This window comes from Stenotrophomonas sp. A3_2 (assembly GCF_036624925.1).
Classification (GTDB): domain Bacteria; phylum Pseudomonadota; class Gammaproteobacteria; order Xanthomonadales; family Xanthomonadaceae; genus Stenotrophomonas; species Stenotrophomonas hibiscicola.
On sequence record NZ_JAZKVY010000339.1, the window covers coordinates 68,856 to 81,954 of the forward strand.

12 protein-coding genes are annotated in these 13,099 nt (G+C 66.8%); 1 reads left to right on the forward strand and 11 read right to left on the reverse strand.

What is annotated here, in order from left to right; genetic code table 11:
- Window positions 1-166 precede the first annotated feature (166 nt).
- Complete coding sequence (locus R5H29_RS17135; RefSeq protein ID WP_021204121.1) at window positions 167-3,193, forward strand: ligand-binding sensor domain-containing diguanylate cyclase; 3,027 nt, start codon at window positions 167-169, stop codon at window positions 3,191-3,193.
- 95 nt (window positions 3,194-3,288) lie between these two features.
- Here the strand turns inward: R5H29_RS17135 and rnt are convergent, their stop codons facing one another.
- The 11 genes from rnt to pstS (R5H29_RS17190) form a co-directional block, all read right to left on the reverse strand.
- A complete protein-coding gene (rnt, locus tag R5H29_RS17140; protein WP_005408782.1) occupies window positions 3,289-3,873 on the reverse strand; it encodes a ribonuclease T in 585 nt (194 codons plus the stop codon).
- Between the two features lie 186 nt (window positions 3,874-4,059).
- Complete coding sequence (locus R5H29_RS17145) at window positions 4,060-4,581, reverse strand: DoxX family protein (RefSeq protein ID WP_227854349.1); 522 nt, start codon at window positions 4,579-4,581, stop codon at window positions 4,060-4,062.
- Between the two features lie 31 nt (window positions 4,582-4,612).
- A complete protein-coding gene (locus R5H29_RS17150; RefSeq protein WP_332329529.1) occupies window positions 4,613-5,368 on the reverse strand; it encodes a putative DNA-binding domain-containing protein in 756 nt (251 codons plus the stop codon).
- On the reverse strand, window positions 5,361-6,236 hold the full coding sequence (locus R5H29_RS17155; protein ID WP_134729475.1) for a DUF692 domain-containing protein: 876 nt from the start codon (window positions 6,234-6,236) through the stop codon (window positions 5,361-5,363). Before R5H29_RS17155 ends, R5H29_RS17150 begins: the two co-directional genes overlap by 8 nt.
- Window positions 6,223-6,579 (reverse strand): hypothetical protein, encoded by a 357-nt coding sequence (locus tag R5H29_RS17160; protein WP_111102049.1) that lies wholly within the window; start codon window positions 6,577-6,579, stop codon window positions 6,223-6,225. The genes R5H29_RS17155 and R5H29_RS17160 overlap by 14 nt, the downstream gene beginning before the upstream one ends.
- 259 nt (window positions 6,580-6,838) lie before the next feature.
- The gene (phoU, locus tag R5H29_RS17165) at window positions 6,839-7,546 is read right to left on the reverse strand and encodes a phosphate signaling complex protein PhoU (protein WP_005408787.1); all 708 of its coding nucleotides are present in this window, start codon (window positions 7,544-7,546) and stop codon (window positions 6,839-6,841) included.
- A 65-nt stretch (window positions 7,547-7,611) separates the two neighbouring features.
- Window positions 7,612-8,442, reverse strand: coding sequence for a phosphate ABC transporter ATP-binding protein PstB (gene pstB / locus R5H29_RS17170; RefSeq protein WP_005408788.1), 831 nt, complete (start codon window positions 8,440-8,442; stop codon window positions 7,612-7,614).
- Between the two features lie 19 nt (window positions 8,443-8,461).
- Window positions 8,462-9,325, reverse strand: a complete 864-nt coding sequence (gene pstA / locus R5H29_RS17175; RefSeq protein WP_005415894.1) for a phosphate ABC transporter permease PstA — start codon at window positions 9,323-9,325, stop codon at window positions 8,462-8,464.
- Window positions 9,325-10,293, reverse strand: coding sequence for a phosphate ABC transporter permease subunit PstC (pstC, locus tag R5H29_RS17180; protein WP_019659079.1), 969 nt, complete (start codon window positions 10,291-10,293; stop codon window positions 9,325-9,327). The genes pstA and pstC overlap by 1 nt, the downstream gene beginning before the upstream one ends.
- Before the next feature lie 82 nt (window positions 10,294-10,375).
- Window positions 10,376-11,464 (reverse strand): phosphate ABC transporter substrate-binding protein PstS, encoded by a 1,089-nt coding sequence (gene pstS, locus R5H29_RS17185; protein WP_332329530.1) that lies wholly within the window; start codon window positions 11,462-11,464, stop codon window positions 10,376-10,378.
- A gap of 409 nt (window positions 11,465-11,873) precedes the next feature.
- On the reverse strand, window positions 11,874-12,890 hold the full coding sequence (gene pstS / locus R5H29_RS17190) for a phosphate ABC transporter substrate-binding protein PstS (RefSeq protein ID WP_019659077.1): 1,017 nt from the start codon (window positions 12,888-12,890) through the stop codon (window positions 11,874-11,876).
- Window positions 12,891-13,099: the final 209 nt, after the last annotated feature.

The window sequence follows — 13,099 nt, forward strand, 5'->3', positions numbered from 1 at the left end:
TGGCGATGGTGACGCGGTGGGCCGGCTTTGGCCTATCATCTGCCCAACTTCCCAGTTCCCCCCCGATGAGCCAGCCCGTTCCCGCCGGCATGCCGCTCCGCGCTGCCCGGCCGTTCCCGCACGCTGCCAGGCACGGCAGCCCTGCCTGGCCGCCGCCGCTGCACTGATGGCCGCACAGGGGGACATCCGGCGCTGGGCGGAGCGCCGCGGATCAGATATCGGTCGATGGCTGCGACAGGGCCTGCTGTGCCTGCTGCTGGCCCTCGCGCTGCCGGTGGCTGCGCAGGAAGGGGCGCCGCCGCTGCGCGACTATGCCATTGATGTATGGACCTCGCGCAATGGCCTGCCGCACAACTCGCTGCGTGACATCGCGCAGACCCCCGAAGGCCACCTGTGGTTCGCGACCTGGGAAGGCCTGGTGCGCTACAACGGCCTGGATTTCACCGTGTTCGACCGCAGCACCCGCCCGGGCCTGCGCGACAACGGCATCGGTGCGCTGTTCGTCGACCGCCAGGGTGGCTTGTGGATCAGTGATTCGCGCGGCAACGTCAGCCACCGTGGCAGCGATGGCCAGTGGCGCGTCTGGGAGCACCAGGCCGATACGCCGCAGGTGTTGATACAGTCCATGCAGATGGACAGCCAGGGCCGGCTGTGGCTGCTGTACGAGGGCAAGGGCATCGGCTATCTGACACCGGACAATGGCATCGTCTACCAGGCGCCGGCGGCCGACCTTCCGATGGCGATGAGTTTCACCAAGCTGGTGGTCGATGCGCAGGACCGGGTCTGGGTCGGTACGCTGGACGGGCTGGTGCTGCGCGACAACGACGGCGTGCTCAAACGCGCGCCCGCAGCCTGGGGACTGGGGGCCGGCAGTGGTCTTTCATGGCCCTACCGTGCGCCGGATGGTGCGCTGTGGATCGTCGCCGGCGAGCGCCTGTACCGGGTGGAAGATGACCAGCTGGTGCTGATGCACCGTCTGCCGGGGCAGCTGCACATGACCTCGATGCTGCAGGATCGCCATGGTGACCTGTGGCTGGGCACCGAGAACCAGGGCCTGCTGCGCATCTCCGCACATGGCCTGGAGCGGCTGCCGGCAGGCCTGAACCTGCCGGGCGGACGCGTGGTCAGCCTGCGCGAGGACGCCGAGGGCAGCATCTGGGTGGGCGCCAACGGCGGGCTGTACCGCCTGCGCGAAACGCTGTTCAGCAGTTACACCGAGCGCGATGGGCTCAGTGGCGACTATGTGCGCACCGTGTTCGAGGACCGCGACCGCCAGCTCTGGGTGGGCAGCGCCAGCGGCCTCGATCTGCAGACGGCCGACGGCCGCTTCCGTGCGATGCCCCTGCACAACCGCGGTGGCAAGGCACCTTCGGTGCTCAGCCTGGCGCAGGGACCGGACGGTGACCTGTGGGTCGGCACGTTCGGCGATGGCGTCTACCGTCTTGGTCCCGACGGCCGGCTGCGGCACAACTACGCCGCTGCCGATGGCATGCCGGGCGGCAACATCCGCGCGATCAGCGTAGACCCGCAGGGCGTGGTCTGGGCCGGCACGCAGAAGGGCGTGGTCCGCATCGACGGCGACCGTGTGCAGGTATCAAGCATGGCGGGCATGCCCGGCGGCCTGATCACCGCGCTTGAGCACGATCATCAGGGCAACCTGTGGATCGGCACCATCGAGGGAATCCGCGTGCTGCGCGGCGACCACGTGCAGTCGATCGACCTCGCGCCGATGGGCGGTGGCCGCAGCGTGTTCGGCTTCCACCAGCTGGGCGACGCGATGTGGATCAGCAGCGACCGTGGCCTGTACCGCTGGCGGAACGGGATGCTGGCGCGGGTGGGGCTCGAGCAGGGTATGCCGGTGGACGCGGTGTTCCAGCTGGTGCCTGATCGTCTTGGCAACGTGTGGGTCAGCAGCAACCGAGGCGTGCTGCGCACCGACATGGCTACCCTGAACGCGGTGGCCGATGGCCGAGCACCCCGGGTGATGGTGGAGCGCTACAACGAGATCGACGGCATGGCCAATGCGCAGGCAAACGGCAGCTCGGGGCCTTCGGCGATCCTGCGCCAGGACGGCACGTTCTGGGTGGTGACTGCCGGTGGCCTGAGCACGGTTGATCCGCAGCGCCTGCAGCGCTTCCGCGAGCGGCCATCGCCGCCCGCCGCGATCGAGAGCGTGCAGGTGGATGGCGCGCCGGTGCATTGGGAAGGACCGGATCGCAACGCCATTCCCGGTGGCCGCCGCCTGGCGGTCAGCTATGTCGGCCTGAGCTACCTGATGTCTGACCGGATCCGTTACCGCACGCGGTTGGATGGGCTTGATGCCGGCTGGGTCGAGCGCGGCCCGCAGCGCAGCGTGGAGTTCGTCGGCCTGCCGCCGGGCGAATACACCCTGCACGTGGCGGCGGCACATCCCGGTGGCAGCTGGGGCCAGCAGGAGGCGGTGTGGAGCTTCACCGTGGAGCCGTTCTGGTGGCAGCGACGCAGCGTGCAGGTGCTGGGGGCACTGGTGCTGCTGACCGGGCTGGTGGCGCTGTACCGCTTGCTGCTGCAGCAGTTGAAGGCCAGCAACCTGCGCCTGGCACGTCGGGTTGACGAAGCAACTTTCGACCTGCAGGCCAAGACCGTGCACCTGCAGGCGTTGAACCAGGAAAAGACCGAACTGGCCGAGCGCCTGGCACGCCAGGCTGAGGCATTTGAACGGCAGGCCCGCGAGGATGCACTGACCGGCCTGCCCAATCGCCGCGCCTTCGACGAAACCCTTGCCCGCGACTTCGCCCGTTCGCAGCGCAGTGGTCATCCACTGTGCCTGGTGGTGCTGGATATCGACCACTTCAAGGACGTCAACGACCGCCACAGCCACAGCATCGGCGATGCCGTGCTGGTGCAGGTGGCGCGCTTGATCGCCGCGGCCTGCCGCGATTCGGACCTGCCGGCGCGCACCGGCGGTGAAGAGTTCGCGCTGCTGCTCAACGACACCCGCCTGGAAGAGGCCGCACAGCTGTGCGCACGCCTGCGCGGCCTGTTCCATGACCACCCGGACTGGGCCGGTGTGGAAGGCCTGCGCGTGACCTTCAGCGCGGGCCTGGTGGAGCTGGATGCCGACGACCGCACCCCGGCGCTGCTGTACCAGCGCGCAGACCGCGCACTGTACCGCGCCAAGAGCGATGGCCGCGATCGTACGAGTATTGGTTGATCGCATCCAGGCGTGGCCTGGATCTACCGTGCGGTGAGTGGTGGGTGCGGACCGTTGGTCCGCACTGCGTGGATGCGGTTGCGCCGTTGGCTGCCTTACCGCGGCCAGGCGTTGGCGATGGTGCAGAACAGCCGCGCGGTCTGTTCGGTGTCATACACCGCGCTGTGTGCCTCGTTGGCATCCCAGCCCAGCCCGGCGGCCGTGGCGGCGCGCGCCAGCACGGTCTGCCCGTAGGCGATGCCGGCCAGGGTGACCGTGTCGAACACGCTGAACGGATGGAACGGGTTGCGCTTGTGACCGGTGCGGGCCACGGCGGCGTTGACGAAGCCAAGGTCGAAATGGGCGTTGTGGCCGACCAGGATCGCGCGCTGGCAGCCGTATTTCTTCATTGCTGCGCGCACCGGGGTGAAGATGTGGTCCAGTGCGGCCTTTTCTTCCTTGGCCAGCCGGAACGGATGGTCGAGGATGATGCCGGTCACTTCCAGCGACTTCGGGTCGATCTCCAGGCCTTCGGCCGGCACCACATGGGCGCTGGCGGTCTGGCCCGGGTACAGCAGGCCGTTCTCGTCCATCTCGATCGGCACTGCGGCTATTTCCAGCAGCGCGTTGCGCTGGCTGTCGAAGCCGCCGGTTTCCACATCCACCACCACCGGCAGGAAACCGCGGAAGCGTTGTGACATCGCGCGCTGCGCCTGGGATACTGCGGAATCGGGAGCGGCGGCAGGTGCGGGAATGGGGTCGGTCATGCGTGAATTCTAGCAGAGCGACCCTGAGCGCCCGGCCACGCAGCCCATGCCCGCCACCGTGGCAGAACCCGGTAGGTGCCAGCCTTGGTTGGCACGCGATGCGCCGACCAAGGTCGGCATCTACCGGATCGCGGGACGTGCCGTCGTACCCGACGGATGCCACCGCCACAGCAACGCATCCACGCTCAGCCTGCCTGCGCCGGTGAAGACCAGCGGCAGCAGCATCGCCATGAACAGCACCGGCAGCTTGAAGTTGCCGTAGCCCTGGTCGCTGATCGCATACCCCATCGCGAGGTCGCCCAGCGAGTTCCATTGCATCGGCCAGTGCACGGCGTAGGTGGCCACCACGGTCAGCACCAGCAGGCTGGCAGCGGCAAAACGGGTACCAAAACCGAACAGCAGGCAGGCTGCGCCGAGCAGTTCAAACCAGGTGGCCAGTTGCCAGTTCAGGGCAGCGGGCAGCTGGTTGAACGGAAACGGGAAGGCGTCCTGCAGATCGGCGAACCAGTTCTGGCCTTGCAGTTTCTCGCGGCCGGATTCGAAGTATTCCCAGGCCAGCAGCAGCCGCAGGCCGAGCGGGGCCAACCAGGGGGCGAGACGGTCCAGCTGGCCACGCGCGGTGGCCAGGGGCGGGAGCTTCATCGGTGCATCTCCGGGGCGGGGAAGGGAGGTGTCAGGCAGGTGCGGTCAAAGGGCCGATCACGCCGGCCCGCAGGAACTGCTGCAGCAGCGCGGCACCGGGTTCGGCCAGCGCCTGTTCGGCCAGGCCATGCGCGGCGGCCAGTTGCTTCAGATAGGCATGTCCATCGAGGCCGGGCTGCTCCCCAATGCTGGACAGCAGGTACACCGCCAGCGGGCTGAGTACGGCGAAGCGCACCTCGCCATCGGCCTCGCGACGCACCAGCAGGCCGGTCGGCTCGGCCGGCAACTGGGTAGGTGCGTCCTCGGCGCCGAGGCGGTGCACCGGCCATTGGTACAGCAGCGGCCACGCCAGCGGTGAGCGCTGCAGCGGCACCCGCAGCGGGTCGATGTCCGCTACGACCGGCAGCGGTTCGGCGTCCAGTTGGTACAGCGCGGTTTCCACCCACTCGTAGTGGGCCAGTTCGGCCAGCGCAGGGTGTGGCAGCTGCGGCTGTGCCTGCAGCCACTGCACGAATTCGGCGGCCAGTTCGGTGAACAGCGGCGTCTGGCAGCGATGGGTTGCGAAGTAGTGGCGCACCAGTCCGCTCCAGGCTGATACGCCGAGCAGGCGCACGCAGACCGGAAAGCCGTTGCTCAACAGGCCGAGCAGGTTGTTGAACAGCAGCCGCTGGTAGACCGCGACGCGCCGTGGCTCCAGCCCGCCCGGTGGCGGCACGCCCTGGGGATCTCGCAGATAGGCGGTGAATGCGTGCTGCTGCGCACGCAGCTTGGCGGGGGTATCAGCCATATGCCGCCTCCGCGTGCACGGCCTGCAGGCGGCGGATGGTCTGCAGTTCGCCGCGCAGTTCGGCATACGGCGGGAAATTGAAATCGCGTTCGAGCAGGGTGGGGCGAGCGCCGATGCGCGCATAGGTGCGTGCCAGCAGCTCCCAGACCGGGTCGATCACCGCGCTGCCGTGGGTATCGATCTTCAGGTCCGGTGCCTCGTCCAGATGCCCGGCCACGTGCAGGCAGACGATACGGTCTGCGGGCAGGCCAGCGATGAACGCGTCGGCGTCGTAACCGTGGTTGCAGGCGTTGACGAAGACGTTGTTGACGTCCAGCAGCAGGTCGCAGTCGGCTTCGGCAAGCACGGCGTTGGTGAAGGCCAGTTCGTCCATCGCCGGTTCCGGTGCCAGGTAGTAGGACACGTTTTCCACCGCGATGCGGCGACCCAGCACGTCCTGCACGCAGGCGATGCGTGCGGCGGTATGGCGCACCGCTTCATCGGTGAAGGGGATCGGCAGCAGGTCGTACAGGTGGCCGTCGTCGCTGCAGTAGCTCAGGTGTTCGCTGTACAGCGGCACGCGGTGTTTTTCCAGGAACTGGCCAACCTGCTCCAACAGCTGCGTATCCAGTGGCGCAGTGCCGCCCAGCGACAGGGACAGGCCGTGGCAGCTCAGCGGATGGCGCTGTGCCAGCTCGGCCAGTGCGTCACCGGCGGGGCCGCCGACATGGATCCAGTTCTCCGGCGCGCATTCGAGGAAATCGAAATCGCTAGCCGGTGCATCGCGCAGCTCCTGCAACAGCGCCCGGCGCAGCCCCAACCCGACGGCCGCCGCACGAAGCGGCGACCGCAGGTTGGCGATGCTGGCGCGGACCTCAGTGCTTGCCACCGCACTTGCCTTCGCCACACTTGCCTTCGGCGGCCTTCTTGTCGCCGGCCTGAGCCTTGGTGCCTGCTGCCGCACCGGCAGCCTTGCCCTTGTCGGCGCCGCACTTGCCTTCGGCGGACTTGCCATCTGCGCCACACTTGCCTTCGGCATGCTTGGCGGCCTCTGCGGAGGTCTTGGCTTCGGCGCCCTTGGCATCGGTGCTGGCCTTGGCAGCCTGGCCAGCCACCAGATAGCCCTGGGCCAGGTCGCTCATGCTCAGCGCCGAGGCATTGGCGGTGATGCCAAGGCCGGCGGCCAGGGCGGTAGCAGTCAGCAGGGACAGGGTCTTGTTGGAACTGCTCATCGGTCGTGCTCCTGGGTGGTGTGGGCGGGTGCCCGGGTGGCCGGCAGGGATGCCGGTGGAAACGATGGTGCAGCGATCCTACTCAACGAATCCTCGCCAAGACCTCAAATTTTCGTGAGGTTTGTTACAGAAGGGGAACACGGTTCCCGGTGGATCCACGCCATGCGTGGATGAATCGCCGGAACGCCCAGAAACAAGAAGGCCGCTGTCACCAGGACAGCGGCCACCTTGGAGTCGACTCCGGTGTTGCAGTGCAGCGTCAGGGCTGGCCGGTGCTGGAGGTCTCGTCGCGCTTCTCACGCGGCGGCAGTGGCTGCTCCCCGTGCACCAGGAACCATACGTTCTCGGCGATGTTGGTGGCGTGGTCGCCCACGCGCTCCAGGTTCTTGGCCATGAACAGCAGGTGCGTGCACGGGGTGATGTTGCGCGGGTCTTCCATCATGTAGGTCAGCAGCTCGCGGAACAGCGCGGTGTACTGCGCGTCCAGGCGGGCGTCGTCCTCGCGAAGTTCCAGTGCGGCGTCGGCGTCGTTGTCGCGGTAGGCGGCAATGGCACGACGGACCTGCTGCGCCGCCAGGCGGCCCAGCGCACGCAGGCCCTGGATCTGCGGCAGCGGCGGCACCTTGCCCAGCGCGATCGAACGCTTGGCCACGTTCGCTGCATAGTCGCCGATGCGTTCGATGTCGGCCGGGATGCGCAGGCCAGCGAGGATTTCGCGCAGGTCGCGCGCCATCGGGCCACGCAGGGCCAGGCGCATCACGTCATGGCTGATCTGCTGCTCCAGCGCATCAATGGCTTCGTCGTTGGCGATGATGCGATGGGCGGCGTTCTCGTCGCGCTTCTCGATCACGTCCATCGACGCTTCGAGCTGGGCGACGGCCATCTCGCCCATGCGCACGATTTCGGCCACCAGGCGCTGCTGCTCTTCGTCGTAGCTCTTGACGATGTGGTCGTTGGGAAGGTTCATGGTCTGAAATCCGGGTGGAGCCAGGCCGTGCCTGGCTGGGACATGTGGCGAAGGATCAGCGTCGATCAGCCGAAGCGACCGGTGATGTAGTCCTCGGTCTGCCGCTGCGACGGCTGCGAGAAGATCACTTCGGTGCGGTCGTGCTCGATCAGGTCGCCCAGGTACATGAAGGCGGTGTAGTCGGAAACGCGCGCGGCCTGCTGCATGTTGTGGGTGACGATCACGATCGTGTACTCGTGCTTGAGTTCTTCCACCAGCTGCTCGATGCGGCTGGTCGAGATCGGGTCCAGCGCCGAGGTCGGCTCGTCCAGCAGCAGCACCGACGGGCGCAGGGCCACGGCACGGGCGATGCACAGACGCTGCTGCTGGCCACCGGACAGACCCAGTGCGCTCTGCCCCAGCTTGTCCTTCACTTCGTCCCACAGTGCACCCTGGCGCAGTGCCTGCTCGACGCGGTCGGCCATATCGGCCTTGCTCAGCTTCTCGTGGTGGCGGATGCCGTAGGCCACGTTCTCGAAGATGGTCATCGGGAACGGCACCGGCTTCTGGAACACCATGCCGACCTTGCTGCGCAGGCGGTTCATCGGGTACTTCGGCGACAGGATGTTCTCGCCGTCCAGCAGCACTTCACCGCGCGCTTCCAGCTTCGGGTACAGCGCGTAGATGCGGTTGAAGATGCGCAGCAGGGTCGATTTGCCGCAACCGGAAGGACCGATCAGCGCGGTCACGCGCTTTTCCGGAATTTCCAGGTTGATGCCCTTCAGGGCGTGGAACTTGTCGTAGTAGAAGTCCAGTCCACGCGCAGCCAGCTTCACCGGCGACGGCGTGTGCAGGCTCTCGTGCGAGGACGGCACGGCGATGCGCTGCATCGGCACGGCGTTGGAAAGGTCGTTCATGGCGTTGTCCACGGAAAGGTCAGTCATGGGAGATACGGTTGCGCAGCAGGATGCCGCGGGCGGCAAGGCTGACCAGCAGCACGAAGACAGTCAGCACCAGGGCACCGGCCCAGGCCAGTACCTGCCAGGATTCGTACGGGCTGCCGGCGAACTGGTTCATCACCACCGGCACCGAAGCCATCGGCTGGAAGATGTTGTTGTTCCAGTACTGGTTGCCGAAGGCGGTGAACAGCAGCGGAGCGGTCTCGCCGGAGATGCGGGCCAGCGCCAGCAGGATGCCGGTGATGATGCCGGCCGAGGCACTGCGGTACAGCACCTGCACGATCACCTTCCACTGCGGGATGCCCAGCGACAGGGCCGCTTCGCGCATCTGCGAGGGCACCAGGCGCAGCATCTCGTCGGTGGTGCGCACCACCACCGGCAGCACGATGAAGGCCAGCGACAGGGCGCCGGCGAACGCCGAGAAATTGCCGCCGGTCTGCATTACATACAGCGTGTAGACGAACAGGCCCAGCACGATGGACGGCGCCGACAGCAGGATGTCGTTGACGAAGCGGACCACGGTGCCGGCCTTGCGGGCGTTGCCATACTCGGCCAGCCAGGTGCCGGCCAGCACGCCCAGCGGGGTGCCGATGCCGATGGCCAGTGCACACATCACGGCACTGCCGAAGAAGGCGTTGGCGAGGCCGCCGTCCTGCATCGGCGGTGGCGTCATCTTGGTGAACAGATCCCAGTTGATGCCGGCCAGGCCCTTGGCAGCCAGGGTGAACAGGATCCAGCCCAGGAAAAACAGGCCGAACAGGGCGGTGGCGCAGGACGCAGTGATCGCAACGACGTTGCCGATGCGTCGGCGCAGGTACAGCGAATCAGCGGTGGTGGACATCAGTTGCCCTCCTTGCGGGACAGGCGCATCAGCATCAGGCGGGCGATGGCCAGCACCACGAAGGTGACGATGAAGAGGACGAAGCCGAGCAGCAGCAGGGCCGAACGGTAGGTCTCAGTGGCTTCGCCGAAATCATTGGCGATCAGCGCAGCGATGGTGGTGCCCGGTTCCAGCAGCGACGGCGACAGGCGCACGCTGTTGCCGATCACGAAGGCCACCGCCATCGTTTCGCCCAGCGCGCGGCCCAGGCCGAGGAAGATGCCGCCGATGACCGCCGAACGGGTGTAGGGCAGGACGATGTCCCAGCTCACTTCCCACTTGGTGGAGCCCAGCGCATAGGCCGATTCCTTCAGGCGGGTCGGCACGGTCAGGAACACTTCGCGCATCACCGAGGAGATGAACGGAATGACCATGATGGCCAGCACGAAACCGGCGGTGAGCATGCCGATGCCCAGCGGCGGGCCCTGGAACATCGGGCCGATCACCGGCCATTCGCCCAGGGTCTCGTTGAGGAACGGGGTGACGTACTCGGTCATCACCGGCACCAGCACGAACAGGCCCCACATGCCGTAGATGATCGAAGGGATGCCGGCCAGCAGTTCGATGGCGGTTCCGACCGGGCCACGCAGCCAGCGCGGCGCGACTTCGGTGAGGAAGAAGGCGATGCCGAAGCTGACCGGCACGGCGATGACCATCGCGATGACGGCGGTGACCAGGGTGCCGTAGATCGGAGCCAGAGCGCCGAACTTGTTTTCGACCGGATTCCAGTCGGCGGAGAAGAAGAAGCTCAGTCCCTGCATCTGCAGGGCATGGCGACCGCCCCACAGCATCGACAGCGCGGCGCAGGCCAGGGCGATCAGGACGAAGATGACGGTGCCGACCAGCACCCATCGGAACAGTGTGTCGTTGCGGGCATCACGCGCATCACGCGTGGACGGGGCGGCTACAGGCTGGGCGATGGCATTCATGGGGACGGCTGGGCCAGGAAGGGGCGGGGCGGCACGGCGTGGAACAAGCGGTGCCCGCGCGGAGCGGGCACCGTCGAGTCCCTCACTTCAGGTCGGTTGCCCAGTAGGCCTCGATCTGCTTGACCAGTTCGGCCGGCAGCGGCACGTAGTGCAGCTCGTTGGCCTGCGCCTGGCCGTTCTCGAAGGCCCACTTGAAGAAGGCCAGGGTGTCCTGGTTGCGCTTGGCATCCTTCGGCTTCTTCTGCATCAGCATGAAGTTGGTGGCGGTGATCGGCCACGCCTGCTCGCCCGGGGCATTGGTGATGACCAGGTTGAAGTCCTTGGCGCTGGCCCAGTCGGCGCTGGCGGCCGCGGCGGCGAAGGTTTCCGCGCTCGGCTCGACCCAGTTGCCGGCCGCGTTCTGCATGGCGGTGTACGGCATGCCGTTCTGCAGCGCGTAGGCCAGTTCGACGTAGCCGATCGAGCCCTTGATCTGCTTCACATAGGAAGCGACGCCTTCATTGCCCTTGCCACCGACGCCGTCCGGCCACTGCACCGAGGTGCCTTCGCCGACCTTGCTCTTCCACTCCGGGCTGACCTTGGACAGGTAGTTGGAGAAGTTGAAGGTGGTGCCCGAACCGTCCGAACGGTGGACCAGGGTGATCTTGCCGTCTGGCAGCTTCACGCCCGGGTTGGCGGCGACGATGGCCGGGTCGTTCCAGGTCTTGACCTTGCCCAGGAAGATGTCGGCCAGCAGGGCGCCGCTCAGGCGCAGCTTGCCGGCTTCCAGGCCTTCGATGTTGACCACCGGCACCACGCCGCCGATGGCCGACGGGAACTGCGCCAGGCCGGCCTGGGCCAGCTCCTCGCTGCTCAGCGGCTTGTCGGACGAACCGAAGTCGACGGTGCCGGCCTTGATCTGGGCGATGCCGCCGCCGGAGCCGATCGACTGGTAGTTGATCTTGGCGCCGGTGCTGGCGTTGTAGTCAGCCGACCACTTGGAGACCAGCGGGAAGATGAAGGACGCGCCGGCACCGGACACTTCGGCGGTCACCTTGGCACCGGCAGCGGTCGGGGCAGCGGCACCGTCGGTGGCCGGCTGCTGCGCGGCCTGCTTGTCGCCACCGCAGGCCGACAGGCCCAGGGCGATGGCCAGGGAAAGGGCGGCAAGGCCGGCCGAGTGCAGTTTCATGGTCACTCCATAGCGGGGAAGAGCCGACGTGGTCGGCGGATGCGGCTATGAAATGATGTTTTTGTTACAACCGTATTACGACCATGACAGAGGTGCCCTGGATCACGTTCTGACAAGGGTTTCACAGGATTGGCGCCGATCCGGCAGGTGCCCGGAAACCCCGGATCTGCGCACTGATATGACGGCCGGTGCAAGGTAGAGCCGAGCCCGCGCTCGGCTGTTCCCTGCCCTCGGTAGCTGCGGACCGTTGGTCCGCACGCTCCAGAGCGCAGCCGAGCGTGGCTCGGCTCTACAGAGTCAGGCGCATCCCCAAGAACAAGAAGAGCGCGAGATCTCGAGGATCTCGCGCCCGGGTGGGAGCGGCGGGGGAGAGAGGACCCGCCGCCCCCGTTCCTGCGGGGGAACGCGCTTACTTCAGGTTCTGCGACCAGTAGGTCTCGATCTGGCGCACCAGGCTGTCCGGCAGCGGCACGTAGTCCAGCTGGCGGGCCTGGGCATCGCCGTTCTTGTAGACCCAGCGGAAGAATTCCTGGGTCGCCTTGCCATTGGCAGCATTCTTCGGCGTCTTCTGCACCAGAATGAAGTTGGTGGCAGTGATCGGCCAGGACTCGGCGCCCGGCGCATTGGTCATCACCAGGTAGAAGTCGCGGGCGCTGGCCCAGTCGGCACTGGCGGCAGCGGCAGCGAACGAGGTGTCGCTCGGCTGCACGAACTTGCCGGCGGCATTCTTCATCGCCGTGTAGGAGAGCTTGTTCTGCAGCGCGTAGGACAGTTCGACATAGCCGATGCCGCCCTTGATCTGCTTCACATAGGCGGCAACACCTTCGTTGCCCTTGCCGCCGATGCCGGCCGGCCACTGCACCGAGGTGCCTTCACCGACCGAGCTCTTCCACTCCGGGCTGACCTTGGACAGGTAATTGACGAAGTTGAAGGTGGTGCCCGAGCCGTCCGAACGATGCACGACGGTGACCTTGGCGTTGGGCAGGGTCACGCCCGGGTTCAGCGCGGCGATGGCCGGGTCGTTCCAGGTCTTGATCTTGCCCAGGAAGATGTTGGCCAGCACCGCGCCGTCCAGCTTCAGCGCGCCCGGCGCGATGCCGGCCACGTTGACCACCGGCACCACGCCGCCGATCACCGACGGGAACTGCGCCAGGCCCGCTGCAGCCAGGTCTTCCGGCTTCAGCGGCGCGTCGGAGGAGCCGAAATCAACGGTTTTGGCCTTGATCTGGGCAATGCCGCCGCCGGAACCGATGGACTGGTAGTTGACCTTGTTGCCGGTTGCGGCGCTGTAGTCGGCCGACCACTTGGACATGACCGGGTAGATGAACGATGCGCCCGCGCCGGTGATATCGGCGGCGTTGGCGGCGAACACGGACGATGCAGCCAGGATGGCGACAGCGGCGCGCGACTTGAAGGCGTGGATCACGGGGAGACTCCTGGGGTGGTGGTCGAAGGGCGGTTGCCCGACGTTTCGGTGCACATTCCATAACGGTTGCGTGACACGCCCGCGTCTGTCATATGACGCGGGCGTGACATGCGTCATGAGGGATGTCACGTCCGCTGCGCCGGCTGGGCAGCGCGGGTGCCGATGCAACGACGAAGGCACGGCCGGTGCCGTGCCTTCGCGGTTCAATG

Excerpts from the sequence above, each read along its gene's own strand:
- R5H29_RS17135 (WP_021204121.1), top strand. The coding sequence starts at position 167 with ATGGCCGCACAGGGGGACATCCGGCGCTGGGCGGAGCGCCGCGGATCA.
- rnt (WP_005408782.1), bottom strand. The coding sequence starts at position 3,873 with ATGTCACAACGCTTCCGCGGTTTCCTGCCGGTGGTGGTGGATGTGGAA.
- R5H29_RS17145 (WP_227854349.1), bottom strand. The coding sequence starts at position 4,581 with ATGAAGCTCCCGCCCCTGGCCACCGCGCGTGGCCAGCTGGACCGTCTC.
- R5H29_RS17150 (WP_332329529.1), bottom strand. The coding sequence starts at position 5,368 with ATGGCTGATACCCCCGCCAAGCTGCGTGCGCAGCAGCACGCATTCACC.
- R5H29_RS17160 (WP_111102049.1), bottom strand. The coding sequence starts at position 6,579 with ATGAGCAGTTCCAACAAGACCCTGTCCCTGCTGACTGCTACCGCCCTG.
- phoU (WP_005408787.1), bottom strand. The coding sequence starts at position 7,546 with ATGAACCTTCCCAACGACCACATCGTCAAGAGCTACGACGAAGAGCAG.
- pstB (WP_005408788.1), bottom strand. The coding sequence starts at position 8,442 with ATGAACGACCTTTCCAACGCCGTGCCGATGCAGCGCATCGCCGTGCCG.
- pstA (WP_005415894.1), bottom strand. The coding sequence starts at position 9,325 with ATGTCCACCACCGCTGATTCGCTGTACCTGCGCCGACGCATCGGCAAC.
- pstC (WP_019659079.1), bottom strand. The coding sequence starts at position 10,293 with ATGAATGCCATCGCCCAGCCTGTAGCCGCCCCGTCCACGCGTGATGCG.
- pstS (WP_332329530.1), bottom strand. The coding sequence starts at position 11,464 with ATGAAACTGCACTCGGCCGGCCTTGCCGCCCTTTCCCTGGCCATCGCC.